Raw genomic sequence first — 23,696 nt, 5'->3', positions numbered from 1 at the left:
AATCAGGGTGGTATCGCGGGAAAGACTCTCGTCCCTAATGTTTTATTAGGGATGGGAGTCTTTTTTGTTTGAGTTAAATTAATAATATTGGAGGATAAAATTATGTTAGATTTGAAATATTTACGTACACATTTTGATGAGGTAAAAGAGAAGTTACAACATCGTGGAGAAGATTTATCCGAATTTGATACATTTGAAGATTTAGATCAACGTAGAAGAGAATTAATTGCTGAAACAGAAGAGCTAAAAGCAAAACGAAATGATGTTTCTAAACAAATTTCTGCTTTGAAAAAAGAAAAAAAGAATGCAGATGATATGATTGTAGAAATGCGTGAGGTTGGAGAGCGTATTAAGCTAATTGATACGGAACTTAATGAAGTAGAGGAAAAGTTAGAAACGCTATTGTTATCTATACCAAATATTCCTCATGAAACAACACCTATTGGGGAAACAGAAGATGATAACGTAGAGGTTCGTAAATGGGGCGAAGTAAAGCGCACTGATTTTGAACAAAGACCACACTGGGAGCTTGGGCCAGAATTAGGCATGTTAGACTTTGAACGCGCTGGTAAAGTGACAGGAAGCCGATTTGTCTTTTACAAAGGATTAGGAGCACGTTTAGAACGTGCATTACTTAATTTTATGATGGACTTACATGCAGACGAGCATGGATATGAAGAAATGTTGCCTCCATATATTGTTAATCGGACAAGTATGACGGGGACTGGTCAATTACCGAAATTTGAAGAAGATGCCTTCAAAGTTCAAGATTGGGACTATTTTTTAGTTCCAACGGCAGAAGTACCTGTAACAAACTATTACCGTGATGATATTTTAAAAGTGGATGACCTGCCACAAAAATTTGTTGCGTTCAGTGCATCTTTCCGTTCTGAAGCAGGTTCTGCTGGTAGAGATACACGTGGTTTGATCCGTCAACACCAATTTAATAAAGTAGAACTAGTTCAATTTGTGAAACCAGAAGATTCTTATCAAGCGTTAGAAGATTTAACAGGACATGCGGAAAAGGTATTACAACTATTAAAATTACCTTATCGTGTCTTAAGTATGTGTACGGCTGACTTAGGCTTCACTGCCGCAAAGAAATATGATATCGAAGTCTGGATGCCAAGTAACGATACGTACCGTGAAATCTCTTCTTGTTCAAATTTTGAAGCATTTCAAGCTCGTCGTGCAGGTATCCGGTTCCGTCGTGAAGAAAAGGCTAAACCAGAATTTGTTCATACACTAAATGGTTCAGGCTTAGCTATTGGTAGAACAGTAGCTGCCATTATTGAAAACTACCAAAAAGCAGATGGCACAATTGAGGTTCCAGAAGTGTTACAAGCTTATATGGGTGGTAAGAAAGTTATTAATTAAAAAGCTGTCTACTAACAACAATTGTTTTTTAAAAAATAAATGTATTAAATATATTGACATGTGCTAAATAAACTGATATTATAAGTTTTGTCGTCAGTTTCGGAGGATTACCCAAGTCTGGCTGAAGGGATTGGTCTTGAAAACCAACAGGGGCTTCGCGGCTCGCGGGGGTTCGAATCCCTCATCCTCCTCCATTTTTTATTTTAATACATAAGAACAAATAGCTAAAAACGGTTTAACTTATTAAATTAAGTTAAACCGTTTTTTTGTATTTTATTATTAAGATAGATTAAATAGGACCTCCTAAAATTGGGGGTCCTATTTTTTGTATTATATCAATTGATAGCTATAAGAGAGTCTTTTAACAAAAGTAAAAAAATGAAAAATGCGTAAAATGGTCAAGAGTTTAGCTTACCATGTCATTTACAAAAAGTAAATATTGTAAATGAAAAATTTACAAGTAATTTATTCTATCTTTACGATTGTTTGCTAACATAAGGCTTGTAAGAATAAGTTGGCAGATGGAGGGATAGCGTCATGGATATACATTTAGATCAATTGACAATGCAATTTGATAATATTACTGCTGTTAATCAATTAACAACTACTATAAAAGATGGTGAGCTTGTTTCCCTATTAGGTCCAAGCGGTTGCGGAAAAAGTACAACCTTAATGCTGTTATCAGGCTTATATAAACCTACTAAGGGAGATATCTATTTTGGTGAGAAAAAAGTAACTACCATTGATGCCGAAAAAAGAGAGATCGGAATGGTTTTTCAAAATTATGCATTATATCCTCATTTATCCGTATTTAAGAATATTATGTTTCCATTAAAAATGCAAAAAGTAGAAAAAAAAGAAGCGCAAAAAAGAGTAATTGAAATGGCAAAGCTTGTTCAAATTGATCATTTACTTGATCGTAAACCAGCTCAATTATCAGGCGGTCAGCAGCAGCGGGTTGCAATTGCTCGTGCGTTAGTAAAAAAACCAAAACTATTGTTATTAGATGAACCATTATCCAACTTAGATGCACGTTTACGATTAGAGATGCGTGAAGAGATTCGCCGTATTCAACAAGAAGTTGGCATTACAGCGATTTTTGTTACACATGATCAAGAGGAAGCATTAAGCATATCTGATCGAGTAATGTTAATGAGCAATGGTATTTTACAACAGGACAGTCCACCACAAGAGATGTACAGTAAACCAAGGAATGCATTTATTGCAAGTTTTTTAGGGAACCCACCTATTAATTTTATCCAATTAGAAAAACAAGATAATAATATCTATAAAATAAAAGAAACCAATCAAAGTATTACGATACCTATAGTTACTAATCAAGATAATATTAAAATTGGTTTACGACCTGAAAATTTATACGTTACTTCCTTAGATAACGCAATGATAACAGGAGAAGTTATTCATCTTGAAACAATAGGAAGAGATACACTAATACGCATTCAGGTAGGTAATAGTACTATTAGGGCTCTAGTAGACCCTAAAATTACGTTAACGGTTGGTGATAGTTGTAATCTAGCAATTGATGTTAACCATATTCATTACTTTGATAATAATACTGGAGAAAGAATAAGAGGAGGTTACGCTGATGACACTTCGACCCAACTGGAAAAGCACATGTAAAGCGATCCTTTACTTATTACCTGCATTGCTAATCTTGATTACATTCAATATTTATCCGATTATTAAATCATTTTTAATGAGTTTTTATACAGATTACGATTATTTTAATAATGTTGTACATGCGCGAGGGTTAACAAATTTTATAACACTATTTAATGATCAGAATTTCATTAAGGCTCTATCAAATACACTTATATTTGTTGTGGGTGTTGTTCCTATTTCAATAATATTGTCTTTACTAATTGCATTATTGCTGAATAGTAAAATAAAATTTCTGGGCTTTTTCCGAACGATATATTTCTTGCCATTTGTTACGTCTGTTGTTGCGGTAGCAATTGTTTGGGGATGGATTTTCCACTCTGATTATGGCTTACTTAATTATTTTCTAGGTTGGTTTGGAGTTGATCCAATTAAATGGATTACAGATCCAAATTTTGCAATGCTGGCGCTTATCATTTTAAGTATATGGAAAGGATTGGGTTTTAATATCATTATATTTCTGGCCGGTTTACAAAACATTAATCAGCAATATTATTTAGCAGCAAAGGTTGATGGTGCATCGGCATGGAATCGATTTAAAACAGTTACTTTACCATTGTTATCACCGACGATGTTTTTTATATCAATCATATCCATTATAAATGCATTTAAAGTATTTGATGAGATATTTGCCTTGTTCAATGGACGTCCAGGCCCAGCAAATAGTACGCTAACCGTTGTTTATTATGTTTATCAAAAATTTTATGAGGAATGGCAATTTGGTCTTGCTTCAGCAGCAGCGTTTGTTTTATTTATTTTTGTATTTATATTTACATTAATACAATTAATCATCGGTAAAAAATTCGTGCATTATCAGTAGAGGAGGAGTGAATTATGACAAAAGCAGCTTTATCTAAAACAACGATATATATTTTACTCTCTATTGGCTCCATTTTAATGTTGCTACCTTTCGTATGGATGATTAGTACATCCTTAAAAGCGCCTAATGAGGTCATGGCAATGCCTCCAGTTTGGATACCATCTGAAATAAATTGGACTAACTTCACAGAAGCATTGAAAGTTGCCCCATTTGATCGGTACTTTTTAAATAGTGTTATCGTAACTATTTTAAGTACAGTTGGAGAATTAATTACGACTATTTTAGCGGCATATGCTTTTTCACGTATTCAGTTTTTTGGTAAGCATGTCATATTTGCGGTGTTACTTGGCACAATGATGGTACCTGGAGAGGTATTGTTAATCCCTAACTTTGTGACCTTATCTAATTTAGGCTGGATAGATACATATAAAGCATTAGTTGTACCCTGGACTGCGAGTGTTTTTGCAATCTTTTTATTACGCCAATTCTTTTTGGGTATCCCCAAAGAATTATCTTACGCAGCACAAGTAGATGGTTGTAGCGAATTTAAGTTCTTATGGTATGTGATGGTACCACTTGCCAAGCCGGCTTTAATTACAGTTGCTTTATTAAAAGTAATCAATAGCTGGAATGCATTTTTGTGGCCATTGATTGTTACCAATACACAAGAGCTAAGAACGTTACCTGTCGGTTTGTCGGCTTTTACAACAGAAGCTGGCGTAAAGTATGAGTTATTAATGGCTGCATCCTCAATGGTAGTCCTACCAATGATTATTTTATTTTTTATTATGCAGAAGTATATTGTTGCTGGTGTAGCAAGGTCGGGTTTAAAAGGTTAGTTAAATTACTTTTTAGGGGGTGATCGTGACACAACTATCCGGATGAATAATTTAGTGATATTGTTGTCTGCTCCACGAAACTAATAAAAAATTTAGGGGGAAATAAAATGAAAAAAGGATTTATTTGGAGTGTACTTAGCATATTATTTTTATTACTGTTAGTTGCGTGTGGAGATAGTGAAGATACGGAAAATAGTGAAGCAGCTTCTGCCACTGCGAGTGATACGGAAACAGAAGAGTCAACGGAACCAATTGAAATTGACTTTTGGCATGCAATGAGTGGTCCTCATGAAGAAGCTATTATGGAGTATGTTGAGCAATTTAATAGTGAACATGAGAATATTACCGTTACACCAGTAAACCAAGGAAGCTATGATGATTTAGAACAAAAGATTATGGCAGCTGCTAAAGCACAGACATTACCAACAATTGCACAAGCGGTAACAAATGTCGTACCTGAATATACTGCGAATAATTTTATTACATCACTTAATGATTTTATTGAAGATCCTGAAATTGGTCTTTCAGATGAAGAATTTAATGATTATGTAGACGTATTTAAAGAATCTAGTTCTTGGGACGGTACTTATTATAGCCTACCATTTAGTAAAAGCACACGCATACTATTTTATAATAAGGAATTGTTAGAGGAGAATGGGTTAGAAGTACCTGAAACATGGGAAGATATCAGAACTATTTCTGAAGTACTAACAGGTGATGGTGTTGTCGGAATGGGATTTGAAAATTCATATGAATCTGAATTTCAAGCTATTTTGAAACAATTAGGTGGTACGTATATTGACGAAGCAACAAGTGAAGCAACTTTTGCATCTGATGAAGGTATTGAAGCAATGACATTAATTAAAGAAATGATTGATGACGGAATTGCTCGTACAGCTGGAGAAGATGACTATATGTCTAATCCATTTAGTCGTGGAGATGTAGCAATGTATATTGGTTCTTCTGCCGGGATTCCACATGTAGCAGAAGCAGCTGATGGAAATATTGAATGGTCAACTACCACAATGCCAACATTAGACGGTGAAGCAGCTACAACATTTGCTGGTAATGATATCGTTATGTTTAGTCAATCAGATGATGCGGAACAAAAAGCAGCGTGGGAATTCATGAAATATTTAACAAGTCCAGAAGTAACTGCTGATTGGTCAATGAAATCTGGATATTTACCAGTTCGTTATTCCGCGCAAGAGTTAGATAATTATCAAGCATTTGTAGCAGAAAATCCAGCATATGAAGCTGGAACAGCTCAATTTGATGCAGGTTTCTTTATTGCACGTATAGAGGGTGGAGATGCGGTAAGAAATATTGTATTAGAAGAATTAGAATATATCTTATTAGACGATAAAACTGTAGAAGAAGGTTTAACTGATGCACAAGAACGTGCAAATCAAGAATTAAATTAATTAGAAGGAAGGCTGGGGTTATGCTCCCGCCTTCTTATTTATAGATTAGAAAAATGGAGGAAATGAAATGAGTAAAACAACAATTACATTTTGGAGTGGTTTGCAAACAATAGGTGGTAATATTGCTGAAATTCGGTATGGAAATGCTCGGGTTATTTTTGATTTTGGTTTAGTTTATAATCCTAGTACTTCTTTTGTTCATAAAGCCACAGGTCGAAGTGATCGTTATGTATTAGATTTACTAAAGATTGGTGCAATTCCTGCAATAGATGGGATTTACGCTAGAGAAGATTTAAAAGATAACGTATTTAATTTTAAAAAACCAATTGCCTATGAAGATTTTAAAATGAATACTGGTATATTTATTTCCCACTTACATTTAGATCATATGGGCGTGATAGATACCGTAGCCTCTACTATTCCCATTTATATGTCTAATGGATCGAAACAATTGTATCAAGTTCTTAATAAGATAAATGAGGGACTGATGAGAGAACGCGATGTAACAGGAATTAATTATCAAGATTCAATTAAAATAGGAGATATTATAGTAACACCTTTTCAAACAGACCATGATATATACGGTTCAATGGCTATGTTGATTAGCACGCCAGACCTTAAAGTGGTATATTCTGGTGATATTCGTATGCATGGACAGCATCCAGAATACAATAAAGCATGGTTAGAAAAGCTGTTGGATATTAATATTGATTTATTATTAATGGAAGGAACAGCCTTTCATCCTAATCTTACTGAAAAAACAAAAATACCTTTAGTAGAGACAGAAACAGAGATAGCTCAAGTAATAAAGAGAGAAATTATCAACCATAATCGATTAGTTTTGTTTAATATTTATCATCGTAATATTGATCGACTCAATAATTTTATCAAAACTGGTAAACAGTGTGAAAGAACGATTGTACTAGAGCTGAAAACGGCCTATATTGCTGATCAATTTGCTGAAGTAACAGATTTTGCGATTTTTGTACCGAATGATAGTAAGGAGTCTGATTGGAACCAAAATATTCTCGAAAAATATCCACGCGTTACAATTGAACAAATCAATGCAACACCTAACAAATACCTCTTACAAAACAGTTTTGATAATATAGCTGATTTACTAGATTTAGATGTGTCAGGTAGTATTTATTTGCATTCCAATGGCATGCCCTTGGGTGAATTTGATCCAAACTATCAAATTCTTCTATCATTTTTAAAACAATTCCAAATAGAATATAAATCGTTTAATGTATCCGGGCATGCAACACAAGAAGATATATTACAATTAATTGAAGATATAAAACCGAAGTTACTGGTTCCTTGGCATAGTCATTATCCAGAACTGATGAAACCACTAGATCCAAATCAAGCTGTTTTCTTACCAAGAAAAAACAAAAAATATTTCTTTGATAATGGTCAGTTAATAGAAGTTTAAAAACAAACATATACTGTTTTATTTGAAATTTAAAAGACAATCTACGTTTTTTTAACTATACTAGAGAGAAAGAATTAACGATGGAGGTATAGTATGTTCAATAAAATAGCGTTTATTGGTGCAGGCTCAATGGCAGAAGCTCTTGTTGCAGGGATCATAAAATCCAAGGTGTTAGAGTCAACGCAAATTGTGGTTACAAATAGGTCAAATGAGTTACGGCTAAAAGACTTATCAAATCTGTATAATGTTTTAACAACACAAGATACAAAAGTAGCCGTAGAAAGTGCTGATGCTATTTTTTTAGCAATGAAACCAAAGGATGTTTCAAAGGCATTAGCTGAAATTAAACCATTTTTATCAGATGAGCAAGTTATTATTTCAGTTCTAGCTGGGACATCGACTCAACTTATTACGGAAAAACTCGGCTTAAATCTATCGGTAATTCGTGCAATGCCAAATACTTCAGCGACAATTGGTTATGGCGCAACGGCATTGACTGGTGGCTCATTTGTTAGACAAGAACAACTTGATCTAGCAACAGAACTATTTGAGACGGTAGGAACGGTAACTATTATTGATGATGAGGATAAGATGCATGTAGTTACAGCAATTTCAGGAAGTGGACCTGCTTATTTTTACTATATTGTTGAGGCAATGGAAAAAGCAGCACAAGATGGAGGACTTGATCAACAGCATGCAAAAGAATTAATTCACCAGACTATCTTAGGGGTTGCCCATATGTTAGAACAAACGGATGAAAGTCCTGCAACCTTGCGTCAACGAATTACTAGTCCTGGTGGTACAACAGAAAGCGGACTAAAAGCATTAGATAAGCATGAGGTAAATAAGGCCTTTGAAGCGGCAGTTAAAGAAGCGACACAACGATCAGAAGAATTGGGTAAAAATAAATAAAAGCGGCTATCTTCAGATAGCCGCTTTTATTTATTTGGTTGATCGTGTTTCCCATTTTCGAGATTGTTGAATAAAGTGTCCAACCTTGTTCAATACGGATTCAACAGCACTTTGGTCATTTACCAAATCGTAGTCAGCGATGTTAATCCGAAGAATTGGGCAAGAATTAAAACTATTAATCCACTTTTCATAACGCTCATGCATTTCTTTCCAATAACTAAGTGGCGTTTGTTGTTCCATTGGTCGGCCACGCTTCTTAATGCGACCAACCACGTCATCAAATGAGCCCTCTAGATAAATTAATAAGTCTGGATGTGGAAAATAAGGTGTCATTACCATCGATTCAAATAAACTACTGTAAGTTTCGTAATCTACGGGAGTCATTGTCCCTTTATCATAGTGCATTTTAGCAAAAATGCCAGTGTCTTCATAGATAGAACGATCCTGAATGAATCCACCACCATATTCAAAAATACGCTTTTGTTCCTTAAATCGTTCTGCCAAAAAGTAGATTTGCAGATGGAAACTCCAACGCTCAAAGTCAGCATAAAACTTGTCTAGATATGGATTTGTATCTACCTTCTCTAAAGAGGTACGAAAGTCCAGTGAATTGGCTAATGCATTTGTCATTGTCGACTTACCGACACCAACTGTTCCAGCAATTGTGATAACACTGTCATGTGGGATCTGATATTTTTCGCGTAAATTCATCGGATAATTTCTCCTTTTTGTAATTGCTGTTTAATCTGATCAAGAATAAAGTTCAAATCATCTTGTTGTTTAATAAAGTCAAGCTCGTCACCATTAATACGAATGACAGGAATATCAGGATGTTGTTTTTCGAAGTCATCCATAAATGTTTGATAGTCTTCTTTCAATTGTTGCAAATAAGAAGCTTGAATATTCATTTCAACTTCGCGACCACGCATGGCAATACGAGATAAAAGTGTATCAAGACTTGCATCAAGATAAATCATCATGTTAGGCTTTGGCATGTCAGAAGTTAAAATGTGATAGATTTGTTGATATTTTTCGAACTGTCTATGTTGTAAGGTACGTTTAGCGAAAATCATATTTTTAGAGATATGATAATCAGCAATCACTGCCTTTTTTAATCCAAGATAATGGCTATCGATGTCTTCTAATTGCTTATAACGATTGCATAGAAAGAACATTTCTGTTTGGAAACTCCACTCATCTATATCATCATAGAATTTACCTAAGAACGGATTTTCTTCAACTATTTCTTTTAATAAATGTAGTTGAAAGTGGTTTGCTACTTTTTTTGATAAAGAGGTCTTACCAACTCCAATTGGTCCTTCCACTGCTATAAAGGGTATTTCTGGCATACTAGTTCCTCCTAAACAATAACGTGTTACCTTCGTTAGCGTAACAAAATTGACAAAGACTATTCTATCACATTTAGTAGCGAAGTGGACACTCTAAATCTCTCAGGTGAAAGGATTCTGTTAATATACTTACCTATTTAGCTAGTGTGCCTGCTTTGTTAATATATGTATATTAATGTGTCTACAAATAAAAAAATAACGTAATTTTTAAAAATAGTAATGTTTCTAACCATGCAATTAAGTATGGAGTGTTCTATACTATGTAAGAGACATATAAAAAAGGTTATATTTTAGTTCTCCCGTTTCGGAAAGGTGGTAGCAAGATGTTTAAAGATATTTCAATTGATGAATTACTCTCGTTAAAAAATATAGGTCAGCTTACAGTAATAGATGTACGTTCTCCTTCTGAATTTAAGGATGCTACTATTCCTGGTAGTATCAATATACCTTTATTTGATGATAAAGAAAGAGCTGAGGTAGGAACGCTTTATAAGCAAGTGAGTAAAGAAGCAGCCAAAGAAAGAGGGCTTGAAATTGCTTCAAGTAAATTACCAATCTTTGTGAAGGCGTTTAACAATGTCAAAGGAGATAAAGCGGTTTTCTGTTGGCGGGGTGGAATGCGTAGTAAAACGACAGCAACTGTTCTTGATCTAATGGGAATTAATGTGTTTCGATTGGACGGAGGCTATCGTAACTATCGTAATTTGATAGTAGATACATTAGGTGCATTAGAAGTTAACCCAGAAGTAGTTGTGTTAAATGGCTATACGGGATCAGGAAAAACTACGATACTACATCGTTTACAAGAGCTCGACTACCCCGTTATAGATTTAGAAGGATTAGCAAATCATCGCGGCTCTATTTTTGGTCAAATTGGTTTAAAGCCTCATAACCAAAAAACATTTGATGCATTGTTTATCGAAAGTATCCAGCGCTTGCAGGATTCGCCATATGTTCTATTTGAAGGAGAAAGTAAACGAATTGGAAAAGTAATGCTTCCTGATTTTCTGATGGAGAAAAAAAATCAAGGCACACAATTGTTTATTGAGATACCAATCGAGGAAAGGGTTAATAATATTCTGGAAGATTATCAACCATGGGATCATGAGCAAGAATGTATAGATTCTTTTGCTAGAATAAAAAAGCGAATTCATACACCGATTGCTAATGAAATTGAATCTGATTTAAATACAGGAGAGTACTTTCATGCAGTACGGTTGCTACTCGAGTATTATTATGATCCGTTGTATGATCACTCTGCAGATCAATTTACTGAAGGTGAAAAAACCATTATTAAAGCGGAAACTGTAGATGAAGCGGTTGTGTTGTTAAAAGATTATTTAGCTAAAAGGTATAATGAAAAAGTCATATAAGATTTAAGTCAAATTTATATTGTTCGGTTCTTTGCAATTTTTGTATGATTCTGTATAATGAAAAAGCGTCATGTTTTAGTATGAACATGACTAACGGCTCCATAGCTCAGGGGATAGAGCATTGGTTTCCTAAACCATGTGTCGTAGGTTCGAATCCTACTGGGGCCATACGTTAAAAGTTATATATAGCAAGGGATGTAGCATTTAATCCCTTGCTGTTTTTTTATTTAAGTATCAACTTGCTAACCGATTGCAAAGCCTTAAAATCAAACTAGCTATATAAAATTGTAGATGTAACAACAATGTTTTATTGTTTATCCCATTATATAAAATAATACGGGGCCCACCATAATAAAGGGAACAAGACAAATGATAGCAATTCCACCTAATCTATTTCCATCTTTAAATACCATGAGACTGTAATTGATACAATATATAATAATATATAGTGCAACAATTGTTAGGACTGTTATAATCATACTAATCCCTCACTTCGTTTAATTTCGAGTCTTTTAACATCTTTCCAAACTCAAGACGTTTTAGTTTATAATTTATTGTGATAGAAGCATTAGGATAAATTACTTTGTTCCAATCCGCTTCCTCATAAGCTGGGATATCTTTAAAGTATCTTCGAATGTAAATAGACCAGTAAAAAGGATCTGATCCATACTCTTCTTGACTTTTTTTTACAAGTTTAGTGGTTTTCTCTTCAATGCTTTGTTCAATGGATTCACGTAGTTTTTGATTATATTTATTGTTTTGCGCATAATCTACTAGGCTGGGAATGGCAATGATTTCAATTTCAAATGGAATCGTAACATCAATTTTTGCATGGTTATTTTTTTTATCATAGCTAACATTGACTAGAGGTACTGACTTTTGGGAGTAATTGGCTGAAACTTGATACTCAGGTTTAATAGGATCCGGATAAGTTGCTAGTAATTCCTCCATTTCGATTGTTTTATCCAGTATGTTACATATCCGCGTATCTTGGCCATCTAAGATATCAATCATTTGTCCTTCCTTGAACACGGCAGAACCCATAAACTGCGTTTTGCTTCCTCCTTGTTGTGGAACTTGACCTGCAATGTATTCATCTTCACTTCCTGATTCTTTCGGTTCAGAAATTTCTGTTGTTGCATAAATTGCTAAGAATAAATCAGCATCTCCTTCTGTTATTTGAAAAAAACGATGAAGATTTGCATCAGGTATAATGCCGGTTTGTGATGCGCGATTAAGCATATATTGATAATACTTATGTGGTCGTGTTTCTGTTTTTGGCTCGTTATTATTTAAAAAGTCACTGGCGTTTTCTTTTGAAACAATTAATTGGACACTTCTTCTTATTTGTGGCGTTCGCGCTGCAGTCTGGATCACACGAATGAAATCCTTAGAACGTGCTAATTCTTCTGAAATAATAATTACTTTGGTTTGATCTAATGTAATTTTTTTAGTGATAAAAGAATTTGCGGTATTTGTTGCAGTAATAATATCACTTCCAGTAATAGTAACTGTTTCTTGAGGTTCCTCATCAGAACCTGCAGATAACGTTGCGCCAACTTCAGGGTTTGCAAGTTGAAAAGTAAAAGAAAATGTTCCTGTCTCCTCTCCTTTGTCAATACCAACAGCAATAACATAGGATTGTTGCTCGAGTTCTATTCTGTCGTAACAACCTGTTAATATAAGTAATAGTAGGAAAATAACAGGTATATAACCATAATGTTTTATCATTTTTTTAACGCTCCTCTCGATAATGCTACAATCCATAAAATTACAGGGAATAGGACAAAAAGAGGAGTTACATAATTTAATAGCATATCACGAAATAATAATTCGTTTATAACCGAATTATCAGGTACCATTCCTATGATAAGTGTAATAAAACTGAATGGCAGTATGAGAGGTTCAAATTCAGAAATATTAAACACTGCTCCAAAGATCCAAGTGATTAAATAGATATAGATAATAAATCGAAGAAATCCTGCTAATAACCAAAACACCATAAAAAAGGTTTCTATATTTGCAAAATACTCTCCTAATTGCACATATTGTGTAATATCATGAAAAGGAAAAGAAGCCTTTTCTATTGAATTGTAATCAAACACTGTTGCATAAACAAAGAAAAAAAATGTAATTTCAATTATCACAAATATAACGCCGAATAATGTTCCGATTCTAAATTGTTTTGTATCTTTAAAGGAGGTGTAGGCAATCGTTAATAAAAAAAACTCAGAAAAAATCGATCCTTTTAGCGCACCCTCTTTTAGTATTGTTGATAGACCTGAACCGAAAATAGGAAAGATACGTTGCCAAACGATTTCAACTGAAATTAATAAGGCTAGCAGCAGAGCCGACAACTTAATGAAAAGAAAGCTTGTTTTCACTGTAAATCCAATTACTTCTAATCCTTTTTTTGCTCCGAAAAAAACAACACATAAGAATAAGAAAAAAAGAACGGTTGTTGGAGAAGCTGGAAAGTATAATAGCTTAATTTGTTCAACATAACTACGACTGTCTAAGCACATTAATAAGAAAGAACTCAAAAAAATTAAAAAACCTAGTGTTTTGCCAAGCTTAGAGCCAATAAGACTTTCTATTAACTCCATTAGATTTTTATTTTGTGCTTTTTTTAATAGATAAATCAGGAGAAAGAAGGAAGGTAAAATCACAAGGAATGAAATAATAGGAATAAGCCAAAAGGCATTTTGTGCTTTTTGTGCAAAAAGTGTTGGTGTTGTATCGGTTACTTTCATTCCAATAAACAATCCAATCATGGTAAACATTTCGCTTGCTTTTAATGTTTTTTGATCATGCATCTTCTTTCTGCCTCCTGCCTTATTTCCTTTGCTTCTTGTGTAAATCTTTTGGTTTTATATGAGATGGTCGCCAAATCTCCGCCCGCAGCGCTTTACGAAACATCGTGTCACCTGAGGATTTATAGTATGGAGCTAATGGTGCGAAGAAAGGAACGCCAAACGATTTAAGTGATGCTGCATACATAAACCAGAGAAGAAAAACACCTACTAGGCTTAACATTCCTAAAAAAGCAGCTGACAATATAAAGATGAATCGAGAAATACGAACGGTGTAGTTTAAACTAGTATCCGCTATTACAAATGATGTTAATCCTGATAATGCTGCAACAATTACAATAATAGGGCTAATGATATTTGCTTCTACAGCAGCTTGCCCTAAGATTAAGGCGCCGACAATTCCAATTGTGGGACCTAGAGGGTTAGGAATTCGAATTCCAGCTTCTCGGATCAATTCGAAAGCAAATTCCATGAGTAAGATTTCAACAATCAAAGGAAAAGGTACATATTCTCTAGCAGCGGTAATAGCAAAAAGTAAATCAGGTGGTATCATCTCGCTATGGAAGTTAGCTAGTGATACGTAAGCTGCGGATATCATTGTTGTTATATAGAAACTAAAAAAACGTATGGCTCGGGTGAAGTTACCAAATATAAACCGAGAGTAGCGATCTTCTGGACTGTGGAACAAATCCCAAAAGGTAACAGGTAAAATTAAACAGGCTGCTGAATTATCCATTAGCAAAATAATGTGTCCATCTTCTAAGTAAGCACCTGCGTTATCTGGTCGTTCGGTATATAAAATGCTTGGAAAAATAGAATAAGGTCTTTCTTCAATGTATTGTTCTAATAATTCAACATTTCGAACTGTATCAACCTCGATACTTTCTATTCTTTCTCTTACATTTTTTAAAATTTCATCATTTACAATATCAGAAACATAAACTAAGACGACACTTTGTTTGGAACGAGTCCCCACACTTGACTGTTCCGTAATCAACTGTTTATCACGAATCTGTTTTCGTACAAGTGATATATTAACGAAGAGAGATTCAGTGAAAGCTTCTTTTGGCCCTCTAATCACACTTTCATTTGCAGGTTGACTGATCGCGCGGTGTTTGAAATCAGATACCTCCATGGAGTAGCCAATAGAATCCCCTTCCATAAGGAGAACGATTTTGCCATTATTAATGTCATCTGTTGCCTGTTCGAAATCAGTGATTTCAATTAAATCTCTTGTATTAATAATTTTTGAAAGCTTGTCACCTTCACCCTCATGTATCGGTTTAATAATGAACTCTTCTATTTTGTCACTATTTACAATCGAAGCATAAAAGAATAAATAAATCTTTTTTTTATTATAATCGGCTACCAGTTGTTTATAAGAGAAATCTTTATTAATGCCATATGAGAATAGTTGTTTCAACCTTTCTGCATTATCTTTCGCATCTTCTTGTAGTTTTTCTTTTTTCTCGTACATTTGTTTAATCGCCTTTTTGCCTTTTTGTAAACGTGACATATAGTCACCTCCCCACTATTTATTCGCTTAGTGTTTGTGATGTTGCCCATTTTATGCAAATAAAAAAAGCATGGAGAATGTTCTCCATGCTTTCGTATTATTAATTTCTTTATTTATTATGCTTCTTTCATTGCTTCTAATTCAATTGAGAATTTGATATCTTTTCCAATAAGAACGCCACCTGTTTCTAATGCAGCATTATATGTTAAACCATATGCTTCACGGTTAAGTGTTCCTTCAGCATTGAAACCAAATACTTGGTTGCCCCATGGATCCTGACCCTGTCCTTCAAACACAACTTTAAATGTTTCTTTTCTTGTTACATCTTTAATTGTTACATCGCCAGTAACTTCATATTCTTCATCAGATTTTTTTGTAACATCTGTTGATTTAAATAGAATTTTCGGGTATTTATCAACTTCAAAGAAATCACCTGTTCTTAGATGGCCATCACGATCTGCATTACGCGTATCAATGCTATTTACATCAATATCAAAAACGATTTCAGCTGTTGTTAAATCCTCTGGATCAGCAACGAATTGTACTTGAAAATCATGAAATGTACCTTTTACTTTTGAAACCATCATGTGTTTTACTGAAAAATCAAGGCTAGTGTGCGCTGAATCTACCTTAAATGTTGTTTTTGTCATATTAAATTCCTCCATTTTTGTTATTAATAATTATTAACTTACTTTATGTAACTAAGTATATTATAGTAATTATAGAAGGTCAAGTGTTTATTAGTAAAAGAATTATATATAGCTATTTCCCTTAAAGTAGTTGATTAAACTAATAAAATAGAAGTTTAGTGAATAATAAACCGGGTAAATTAATTGTACAGATAAATTTAAGGAGATGATTATAGATGAGTAAAATAGCATGTGTGCTAACAGATTATTTTGAAGATGTGGAGTATACAGAACCCGCTAAATCATTTAAAGATGCGGGTCACCAACTTGTTACAATTGAAAAAGAAAAAGGAAAGCAAGTAACAGGTAAACAAGGAGATGCAACGGTAACAATAGATCAAAGTATTGATGAGGTTAAACCAAGTGATTTTGATGCTTTATTTATTCCAGGAGGATTCTCACCAGATTCCTTACGTAGCGATGATCGTTTTGTAGATTTTGTTAAACCGTTTATGGATGAGAAGAAACCAGTCTTAGCAATTTGCCATGGCCCACAATTACTTCTCACAGCAAAAAAATTGGAAGGTCGAACGGCAACAGGCTTTAAATCAATTATGGTAGATATGGAATACGCAGGTGCTACAGTGAAGGACCAGGAAGTTGTTGTATCAGAAAATCAACTTGTTACTAGCCGTATGCCAGATGATATTCCGGCATTTAATAAAGAAGCGTTGAAAGTTTTAGCCTAATATATTTTAAAAAGAGGACCTGATTTGTTGTGATTCACATAAATCGGGTCCTTTTTCTTGTTTTTAGGCGTTTTATGCTCGTTTTCTAATGGTGAAATTGTCTTCTAGTAAAAGCCAGTTCTGAGGGAACGCTAAACCTAGCTTCCAATAACTAATTCCTCTTAAATTCAATTCCTTGATTAAATCAAATTTTGCTTGAATCGATCGTGCATCTTCAAACCATACTTCATGTCGATTACCTTCCGCATCTGTATAAAAAAAGAATGGTGCTTGAGATTGTTGATCAAATTCTATTGCAACATTATTATCACGCGCAAGGTTAATTGCTTGTTGTGGACTAAGTGCTCGAGCGTATTCACCACCAGGCTCAAACGGAAGTGTCCAATCATATCCGTATAAATTTTGTCCAAGCATAATTTTATTAGCTGGCATTTCAGTTAGTGCGTATTCTACAACATCACGTACGTTTCCTAAAGGAGAAACGGCTAAAGGAGGTCCGCCACTATATCCCCACTCATATGTCATCAGTACAACGAAATCTGCAATCTCCCCATGAGCAGCATAATCATGCGCTTCATACCACGCACCTTCTTGTGTAGCACTTGTTTTAGGTGCAAGAGCAGTTGACATTAATAGTCCAGCACCTGATAGGCGATCCTTAGCCTTACGTAAGAAGTTATTATAGGCATCTTTATCTGCTGGAGGTAAAAACTCTAAATCAAAATGAACATCTCCAAACCCAATTGTTTGTGCAGTTTGAATTATTTCATCTAACAACTTATTTTGCACACTTTCATCCGTTACAATTAACGAACCAAGTTCAGCACTAAATTCTCCCTCTTCTAGGTTTGTAACGACAAGCATCATGGCGGTGTTATTTTCAGCAGCAATTGCAGCAAAATTATCTAAAGGTGGTGCAATTAAACTACCGTCTCTATTTACGCGATAATTAAAAGGTGCTAGATAAGTTAAGAATGGTGCATTTTTTTCAGCCGCGTTAATTAACGTCTCGGATACATTGTCGCCAATAGGTTCAATATAAGCATTGGACTCAATAGTTGGTCCGGCTTGTTCAGGTATATACAGCCGAGTACCGATGTATAAAGCGGCATTTGGATCAATATTGTTTACTTCAGCTAAGCGTTGATAACCAATGCCAAAGCGTTGGCCAATTGCATATAAACTATCTCCTTGTTGGACAAAATAAAATTGACCGACAATTGGTATGACAACCGCTTGCCCTACGACAAGCTGATTAGGATTATCTAGTTCATTTGCTTGATTTATCGCTTGATACGTTGTTCCATACGTACTGGCTATTGAATAGAGAGAGTCACCTTGTTCAACAACATGAATTTGCAATTTATTTTCCTCCCTTTACTTGTTCTATCATCTCTTAGCCTATGACCTATCTAAGTGAAATGTGCGCTTCTTTTTTAGAAATTAATTTGCTATAATAAATTTGAAGTCACTTCGCTAGGAGACATGTACTATGAATGATCAGGACTATATGGAATTAGCTGTTGCTGAAGCGATAAAAGCTGGTGAGGTAGGAGAGGTTCCTATTGGAGCCATTCTAGTTTATAAGGATGAAGTAATTGCTCATGCATTTAATTTACGGGAAGCATTACAAACGACAGCTTCGCATGCTGAAATGCTTGTCATTGACAAGGCGAATCAGAAAAGAGCGAGTTGGCGTTTAGAGAATTGCACATTATATGTAACACTAGAACCTTGTCCAATGTGCGCAGGTGCCATTTTACAGTCGCGAATTTCGCGAGTTGTCTTCGGTGCCTATGATCCAAAGGCAGGTAGTGCAGGTTCTTTAGTTAATTTATTAGAAGACAGCCGCTTTAACCATCAAGTTAATGTAGAAGGTGGCGTATTAGAAGAAGTCTGTGGTACATTATTAACAAAATTCTTCAGACAATTAAGAGATAATAAAAAGAATACTACTAGTGACCAATAGGGAAAAAAATACCACATTTTTACGCTTGCATTTTTACGAAAAACTCGCTATACTTGTAAATGCGCTTTACATGCGCAACTTAAAATTGTTAGCAAATTTGCCGTGCTAGGTGGGGAGGTAGCGGTGCCCTATACTCGCAATCCGCTGTAGCGAGACGGAACTCCCATCCGAGGTGCATGACTTTAAGGTCTGCCTTAAGGAATTGGTGTTGACGTTTGGGTCCTGCGCAACGGGAACCCGTAAATTCTGTCAGATCCGGAAGGAAGCAGCAGTAAGCGGTATTTCTCGTGTGCCGCAGGGAAGCCTGAACTGAGCCATGAACTTAAGTAACGCTTAGGGTTATGTCATCGACGATGGGTGCACGGCGTTAAATATATGATAAATAAACCTCTTGCCATATCGGTAAGAGGTTTTTGCTTTTATTTTGAATGAATTATTCACATTTAGAGGTAAATTCAGTTATAATAGAAGTGAATTCCGAAGAGAGGATCATGAAAATGAGCTATCAAGCATTGTATCGTGTATGGCGTCCTTTAAGTTTTACCGACGTAGTAGGACAACCGCATATTACGCGAACACTCCAAAACGCGATCGTGCAGGAGAAGTTTTCGCATGCTTATTTATTCTCTGGACCGAGAGGTACTGGTAAAACAAGTGCTGCGAAGATCTTTGCGAAAACAATTAACTGTAGACAAGCACCGGTTGCAGAACCGTGTAACGAATGTGATGCCTGTAAGGGAATTCAAGATGGTTCCATTTCAGATGTAATGGAAATTGATGCTGCTTCAAATAATGGAGTAGAACAAATTCGGGATATCCGAGATAAAGTGAAATATGCACCAAGTGCTGTATCATACAAAGTATATATAATCGATGAGGTACATATGCTGTCGATTGGTGCTTTTAACGCATTACTAAAGACGCTAGAAGAACCACCAAAGCACGTCATTTTTATTTTAGCAACAACCGAACCACACAAAATACCATTGACGATTATTTCAAGGTGTCAACGCTTTGACTTTAAACGAATAACACAACAAGTAATTGTAGAAAGAATGCAAACAATTATTAATCATGAGAATGTTGCAGTAACCAAAGAAGCGCTAGATGCTGTGGCATTAGCTGCAGAAGGTGGTATGCGTGATGCGTTAAGTTTATTGGATCAGGCGATCTCCTATAGTGATGAAGAAGTAGTCTTAGATGATGTCTTAGCAGTGACTGGAGCTGTGTCTCAAGAGAAGTTAACAGAGATGGTGCATGCATTATATGATAAAAATGTACAACAAGCTTTGCGATTAGTAGATGGATTTATCCAAGAAGGTAAGGATCCAGGTCGATTTGTTTTTGACACCATCTATTTCTTACGTGATATTTTATTATATCAAAGTGCACCAGGACTTGAACAAGTATTAGAACGTGCCGTTGTTAATGATTCATTTGAACAATTAATTAAAAGAATAGACGCCAACTGGATTCAACGTTCTATTTCGGAGTTTAACCATTGCCAGCAAGAAATGCGTTGGACGAATAGTCCGAAAGTCTTTATTGAAATCACGATGTTGAAGATAACCGAGCAAGAGTCAATTGTGCATTCTTCTTCTAGTGATGTAGAATCAATTAAGGTACTCACTCAAAAAATGGATCGTTTAGAAAAAGAACTAGCTGAACTAAAGCGAAATCCACCTACAAGTGAATCAGACGGACAACGACCTACTTCAACACCAAAGCGAAAACCAATGCCATCAAAAAATCGATTCAAAGTACCATATGAGAGAATTCGTCAAGTTCTTGATGATGCATCTAAATCGAATTTAAAAGAGATACAATCGCAATGGGCGGATTTTATGAAAAGATTAAAACAACAAAATGCGCCAGCCCATGCTACTGTATTGGATAGTAAGCCTAGTGCAGCATCTGATCAGGCATTAATTCTAGCTTTTAAATACGAAATTCACTGTTCACTTGCTTTAGACCACCAAGAAACGATAGAATCATTAATAGCGGAAACTATCGGAAAGAATATATCGATAATTCCCGTACCAGATAGTAATTGGCAAGAGATTCGCGAAGAATACGTGCAAAAACAGCGACAACAAGCTATTATAGATCCAGATGGTGAACAAGAAGAAACGGAAGAAGATCCTTTAATAGAAGAAGCACGTAAACTTGTCGGTGATGACTTGCTGGAAATACATGATAATTAGATAATATAAGGAGGTTTTTTCCATGCGTGGTGGAGGAAATATGAATAAAATGATGAAACAAATGCAAAAAATGCAAAAGGATATGGCAAAAGCACAAGAAGAACTGCAAGATATGAGCTTTGAAGCTACTGCAGGTGGTGGAATGGTTAAGGTAACTGCTAATGGTAATAAAGTAATTACAGATGTAGAGATTAAGGAAGAAGTAGTAGATCCTGAAGATGTAGAAATGCTTCAAGACCTAGTCTTAGCTGCAACAAACGACGTACTAAAACAAGTAGAAGATAAGTCGAACGATACGATGGGACAGTTCACGAAAGGTATGAATTTACCTGGCGGAATGTTCTAGGAGGGCTATAACCTGTGTATTATCCAGAACCGATTTCAAAGCTGATTGATAGCTTTACAAAATTGCCGGGGATCGGACCGAAAACAGCGGTTCGTCTGGCTTTTTTTGTATTAAATATGAAAGAAGATGACGTGTTAGATTTTGCAAAGTCTTTAGTTAGTGCGAAACGAGAACTCACGCACTGTACAGTATGTGGACATATTACAGATACGGATCCGTGCCAGATATGCCAAGATGAAACTCGGGACAATACATTGATCTGTGTTGTACAAGATCCAAAAGATGTCATTGCTATGGAAAAAATGAAAGATTTCAGTGGACGTTATCATGTCCTCCATGGAGCAATCTCACCAATGGATGGAATCGGACCAGAAGATATTAATGTGCCAAGTCTATTAAATCGCCTAAAGGATGAAGAAGTGGAAGAATTGATTCTTGCTACTAATCCTAATATTGAAGGGGAAGCTACTGCGATGTATATTTCGCGATTAGTTAAACCTGCTGGAATTAAAATTACTCGAATCGCTCATGGATTACCTATGGGTGGAGATTTAGAGTATGCTGATGAAGTGACGCTTTCCAAAGCACTAGAAGGAAGACGTGAACTATAAGGTGGTGGAGATCACATGGCTTTTGGTTATAAAATTAAACAAAAAGATGTAGATAACCGGTTATTAGAAGAAATTTTTCGTTTAAAAGATGAGTGGATGCAAATAAAAGAGATTATTGAAAAAAGTGTAGAACCGAGTGAAACAGGCTTATATGATTTAAAAGTTGCTGAAACGAAATACTTCTATTTACTAAGGGAAGCGAGGCACCGTAATATAAGTGCCCGTCACTAATAAAGAAGAGTCTAGTTCTAATTCCTTTGTTTTTCTCATATTTTTGTAGAAAGGACAGGGAAGGAGGAAAAGAGGTGGGCTCTTCTGTTGTAATTATAAGTAGTATTGTTGTATTAATTATTGTCTTACTATTTGTAGGTGCGCCTTTAAAACCAATGCGCTGGTTGATGCATGGTAGTGTAAAGTTAGTTATAGGTGTATTGTTCCTATTCTTCTTTAATGTATTTGGTGCATCGCTTGGCTTGCACTTACCGATAAATGGGTATACAGCTGTAATCACTGGATTTCTAGGTATTCCTGGTTTAGTTTCTTTAGCTGCGTTGCACATATTTGTATTTGTTTGAAAGCTTCTAATAAAAAACTCGTCTTGTGGTGGTATCAGTCCCCAGATGAGTTTTTTTATTTTGCTCTTTTCTTAAATGTTTTTACCATTCAAAATTCGGACTTGAGAGAAATGCATGGCTTCAGCTAATTCGGATAAGCAAAGTTCGCTTATCGAGTGGATATTCAGCTTGCGTTATTACTGCAACAGTGTCACCAATGTCATTTGACACGCTCGTATATATCTATAAATGCAGGACTTATGCTATTGTATTTGCCAGCGGAAAGTGAAACAATTTGCTGAGGCATTGATATTAAGTACAATACGTCGGAGTTTATGGAAATTCAGTCATAATCAACAATCTATTTATAAATATCCTTTTATTTGATGTTTACAAATAGAAGGAAGGCGTGTTATATTGAATGTCGTTGCTTTTTTGAAAGGCAATGATCAATATACATCCTAAAATCATTTCAAAAAGTTCTTGCATTTTTTTTGAATATATATTATAATTTTTAAGTTGTCGAAATAAGTTGTTCTTGAAATTTTGGTTTGTAGCTATCGAAACAAACTTAAAAATAAGAATTGACATTAAGCGCTAACAAGTGTTATGATATAGAGGTTGTCGAATTGATAACAATATTAATTGATCTTTGAAAACTGAACGAAACACACAGTATGTTAAGTAAGTAGAAACAACAAGCTAGTTAAGTATTTGAGCAGCAAGCTCGCATTTTATGGAGAGTTTGATCTTGGCTCAGGACGAACGCTGGCGGCGTGCCTAATACATGCAAGTCGAGCGCATGAAATAAGTGAATCCCTTCGGGGTGAAGCTTATGGATTGAGCGGCGGACGGGTGAGTAACACGTGGGCAACCTGCCTGTAAGACTGGGATAACTCCGGGAAACCGGGGCTAATACCGGATAACACTTTTCTTTACCTAAAGGGAAGTTGAAAGGCGGCTCTTTGAGCTGTCACTTACAGATGGGCCCGCGGCGCATTAGCTAGTTGGTAGGGTAATGGCCTACCAAGGCGACGATGCGTAGCCGACCTGAGAGGGTGATCGGCCACACTGGGACTGAGACACGGCCCAGACT

Annotated in this window: 22 protein-coding genes, 2 tRNA genes, 1 rRNA gene, 1 other RNA gene and 1 other annotated feature (1 of these 27 running past the window's edge); of the genes, 19 read left to right on the top strand and 7 right to left on the bottom strand. The window is 35.4% G+C overall.

Annotation, left to right across the window (positions count from 1 at the left end):
* Positions 1-39, top strand: a binding site (T-box leader) (it extends 185 nt beyond the left edge of the window).
* Between the two features lie 63 nt (positions 40-102).
* The 8 genes from serS (at position 103) to proC (ending at position 8,487) form a co-directional block, all read left to right on the top strand.
* A complete protein-coding gene (serS, locus tag D2K62_RS10255; RefSeq protein ID WP_117161386.1) occupies positions 103-1,377 on the top strand; it encodes a serine--tRNA ligase in 1,275 nt (424 codons plus the stop codon).
* A gap of 101 nt (positions 1,378-1,478) precedes the next feature.
* Positions 1,479-1,571: transfer RNA gene (locus D2K62_RS10250), tRNA-Ser, on the top strand.
* A 343-nt stretch (positions 1,572-1,914) separates the two neighbouring features.
* Positions 1,915-3,018 carry an ABC transporter ATP-binding protein gene (locus tag D2K62_RS10245; RefSeq protein ID WP_112179043.1) on the top strand — a complete coding sequence of 368 codons (1,104 nt, stop codon included), beginning with the start codon at positions 1,915-1,917 and terminating at the stop codon, positions 3,016-3,018.
* Complete coding sequence (locus D2K62_RS10240; protein WP_112179045.1) at positions 2,984-3,877, top strand: carbohydrate ABC transporter permease; 894 nt, start codon at positions 2,984-2,986, stop codon at positions 3,875-3,877. The genes D2K62_RS10245 and D2K62_RS10240 overlap by 35 nt, the downstream gene beginning before the upstream one ends.
* 14 nt (positions 3,878-3,891) lie before the next feature.
* Positions 3,892-4,716 (top strand): carbohydrate ABC transporter permease, encoded by an 825-nt coding sequence (locus D2K62_RS10235; RefSeq protein WP_112179047.1) that lies wholly within the window; start codon positions 3,892-3,894, stop codon positions 4,714-4,716.
* Between the two features lie 107 nt (positions 4,717-4,823).
* Positions 4,824-6,140, top strand: a complete 1,317-nt coding sequence (locus D2K62_RS10230; RefSeq protein WP_112179049.1) for an ABC transporter substrate-binding protein — start codon at positions 4,824-4,826, stop codon at positions 6,138-6,140.
* A gap of 67 nt (positions 6,141-6,207) precedes the next feature.
* Complete coding sequence (locus D2K62_RS10225) at positions 6,208-7,575, top strand: MBL fold metallo-hydrolase (RefSeq protein ID WP_112179051.1); 1,368 nt, start codon at positions 6,208-6,210, stop codon at positions 7,573-7,575.
* A gap of 93 nt (positions 7,576-7,668) precedes the next feature.
* Positions 7,669-8,487 carry a pyrroline-5-carboxylate reductase gene (gene proC / locus D2K62_RS10220; protein WP_112179053.1) on the top strand — a complete coding sequence of 273 codons (819 nt, stop codon included), beginning with the start codon at positions 7,669-7,671 and terminating at the stop codon, positions 8,485-8,487.
* 30 nt (positions 8,488-8,517) lie between these two features.
* Here the strand turns inward: proC and D2K62_RS10215 are convergent, their stop codons facing one another.
* Together D2K62_RS10215 and D2K62_RS10210 are read right to left on the bottom strand one after the other, a co-directional pair.
* Positions 8,518-9,198, bottom strand: coding sequence for a deoxynucleoside kinase (locus D2K62_RS10215; RefSeq protein WP_117148896.1), 681 nt, complete (start codon positions 9,196-9,198; stop codon positions 8,518-8,520).
* Positions 9,195-9,836, bottom strand: coding sequence for a deoxynucleoside kinase (locus D2K62_RS10210; protein WP_112179057.1), 642 nt, complete (start codon positions 9,834-9,836; stop codon positions 9,195-9,197). Before D2K62_RS10210 ends, D2K62_RS10215 begins: the two co-directional genes overlap by 4 nt.
* A 323-nt stretch (positions 9,837-10,159) precedes the next feature.
* On the opposite strand from D2K62_RS10210, the gene mnmH reads away from it, so the two are divergent.
* Both mnmH and D2K62_RS10200 read left to right on the top strand, forming a co-directional pair.
* On the top strand, positions 10,160-11,209 hold the full coding sequence (mnmH, locus tag D2K62_RS10205) for a tRNA 2-selenouridine(34) synthase MnmH (protein ID WP_117161385.1): 1,050 nt from the start codon (positions 10,160-10,162) through the stop codon (positions 11,207-11,209).
* A gap of 95 nt (positions 11,210-11,304) precedes the next feature.
* Positions 11,305-11,377 (top strand) — tRNA-Arg (locus D2K62_RS10200).
* A 312-nt stretch (positions 11,378-11,689) separates the two neighbouring features.
* On the opposite strand, the gene D2K62_RS10195 is transcribed toward D2K62_RS10200, so the two are convergent.
* The 4 genes from D2K62_RS10195 to D2K62_RS10180 all read right to left on the bottom strand — a co-directional run bounded on the left by D2K62_RS10195 (position 11,690) and on the right by D2K62_RS10180 (position 16,188).
* A complete protein-coding gene (locus D2K62_RS10195) occupies positions 11,690-12,940 on the bottom strand; it encodes a Ger(x)C family spore germination protein (protein WP_112179061.1) in 1,251 nt (416 codons plus the stop codon).
* Complete coding sequence (locus D2K62_RS10190; protein ID WP_112179064.1) at positions 12,937-14,025, bottom strand: GerAB/ArcD/ProY family transporter; 1,089 nt, start codon at positions 14,023-14,025, stop codon at positions 12,937-12,939. The genes D2K62_RS10195 and D2K62_RS10190 overlap by 4 nt, the downstream gene beginning before the upstream one ends.
* 19 nt (positions 14,026-14,044) lie before the next feature.
* Positions 14,045-15,538 (bottom strand): spore germination protein, encoded by a 1,494-nt coding sequence (locus D2K62_RS10185; RefSeq protein ID WP_232824090.1) that lies wholly within the window; start codon positions 15,536-15,538, stop codon positions 14,045-14,047.
* A 116-nt stretch (positions 15,539-15,654) separates the two neighbouring features.
* Positions 15,655-16,188, bottom strand: a complete 534-nt coding sequence (locus tag D2K62_RS10180; protein ID WP_112179066.1) for a YceI family protein — start codon at positions 16,186-16,188, stop codon at positions 15,655-15,657.
* 215 nt (positions 16,189-16,403) lie between these two features.
* On the opposite strand from D2K62_RS10180, the gene D2K62_RS10175 reads away from it, so the two are divergent.
* Complete coding sequence (locus tag D2K62_RS10175) at positions 16,404-16,916, top strand: type 1 glutamine amidotransferase domain-containing protein (RefSeq protein WP_117148897.1); 513 nt, start codon at positions 16,404-16,406, stop codon at positions 16,914-16,916.
* A 72-nt stretch (positions 16,917-16,988) separates the two neighbouring features.
* Here D2K62_RS10175 and D2K62_RS10170 read toward each other — a convergent pair whose 3' ends face one another.
* Positions 16,989-18,278 carry a glycoside hydrolase family 18 protein gene (locus D2K62_RS10170; RefSeq protein WP_112179069.1) on the bottom strand — a complete coding sequence of 430 codons (1,290 nt, stop codon included), beginning with the start codon at positions 18,276-18,278 and terminating at the stop codon, positions 16,989-16,991.
* Positions 18,279-18,408: 130 nt separating this feature from the next.
* Between D2K62_RS10170 and tadA the strand changes: the two genes are divergently transcribed.
* The 8 genes from tadA to D2K62_RS10130 all read left to right on the top strand — a co-directional run.
* Positions 18,409-18,885 (top strand): tRNA adenosine(34) deaminase TadA, encoded by a 477-nt coding sequence (gene tadA, locus D2K62_RS10165; protein WP_117148898.1) that lies wholly within the window; start codon positions 18,409-18,411, stop codon positions 18,883-18,885.
* A 100-nt stretch (positions 18,886-18,985) separates the two neighbouring features.
* Positions 18,986-19,250, top strand: an RNA gene (ffs, locus tag D2K62_RS10160) — signal recognition particle sRNA large type.
* 132 nt (positions 19,251-19,382) lie between these two features.
* Entirely contained in the window at positions 19,383-21,089 is a 1,707-nt protein-coding gene (gene dnaX / locus D2K62_RS10155; protein WP_117148899.1) for a DNA polymerase III subunit gamma/tau, read from the top strand.
* Between the two features lie 22 nt (positions 21,090-21,111).
* Positions 21,112-21,435 (top strand): YbaB/EbfC family nucleoid-associated protein, encoded by a 324-nt coding sequence (locus tag D2K62_RS10150; RefSeq protein WP_112179075.1) that lies wholly within the window; start codon positions 21,112-21,114, stop codon positions 21,433-21,435.
* A 14-nt stretch (positions 21,436-21,449) separates the two neighbouring features.
* Entirely contained in the window at positions 21,450-22,046 is a 597-nt protein-coding gene (gene recR, locus D2K62_RS10145) for a recombination mediator RecR (protein WP_112179077.1), read from the top strand.
* Between the two features lie 15 nt (positions 22,047-22,061).
* Positions 22,062-22,277 (top strand): YaaL family protein, encoded by a 216-nt coding sequence (locus D2K62_RS10140; protein WP_112179079.1) that lies wholly within the window; start codon positions 22,062-22,064, stop codon positions 22,275-22,277.
* Between the two features lie 74 nt (positions 22,278-22,351).
* Positions 22,352-22,621 (top strand): pro-sigmaK processing inhibitor BofA family protein, encoded by a 270-nt coding sequence (locus tag D2K62_RS10135; RefSeq protein WP_112179081.1) that lies wholly within the window; start codon positions 22,352-22,354, stop codon positions 22,619-22,621.
* A 712-nt stretch (positions 22,622-23,333) separates the two neighbouring features.
* Positions 23,334-23,696 (top strand): 16S ribosomal RNA (locus D2K62_RS10130); the annotation flags it as partial.

This window comes from Paraliobacillus sp. X-1268, from assembly GCF_003426095.1.
Classification (GTDB): domain Bacteria; phylum Bacillota; class Bacilli; order Bacillales; family Amphibacillaceae; genus Paraliobacillus_A; species Paraliobacillus_A zengyii.
The sequence above is the reverse complement of the archived record's forward strand: the minus strand, read 5'-3'. Positions and strand labels throughout refer to the sequence as shown.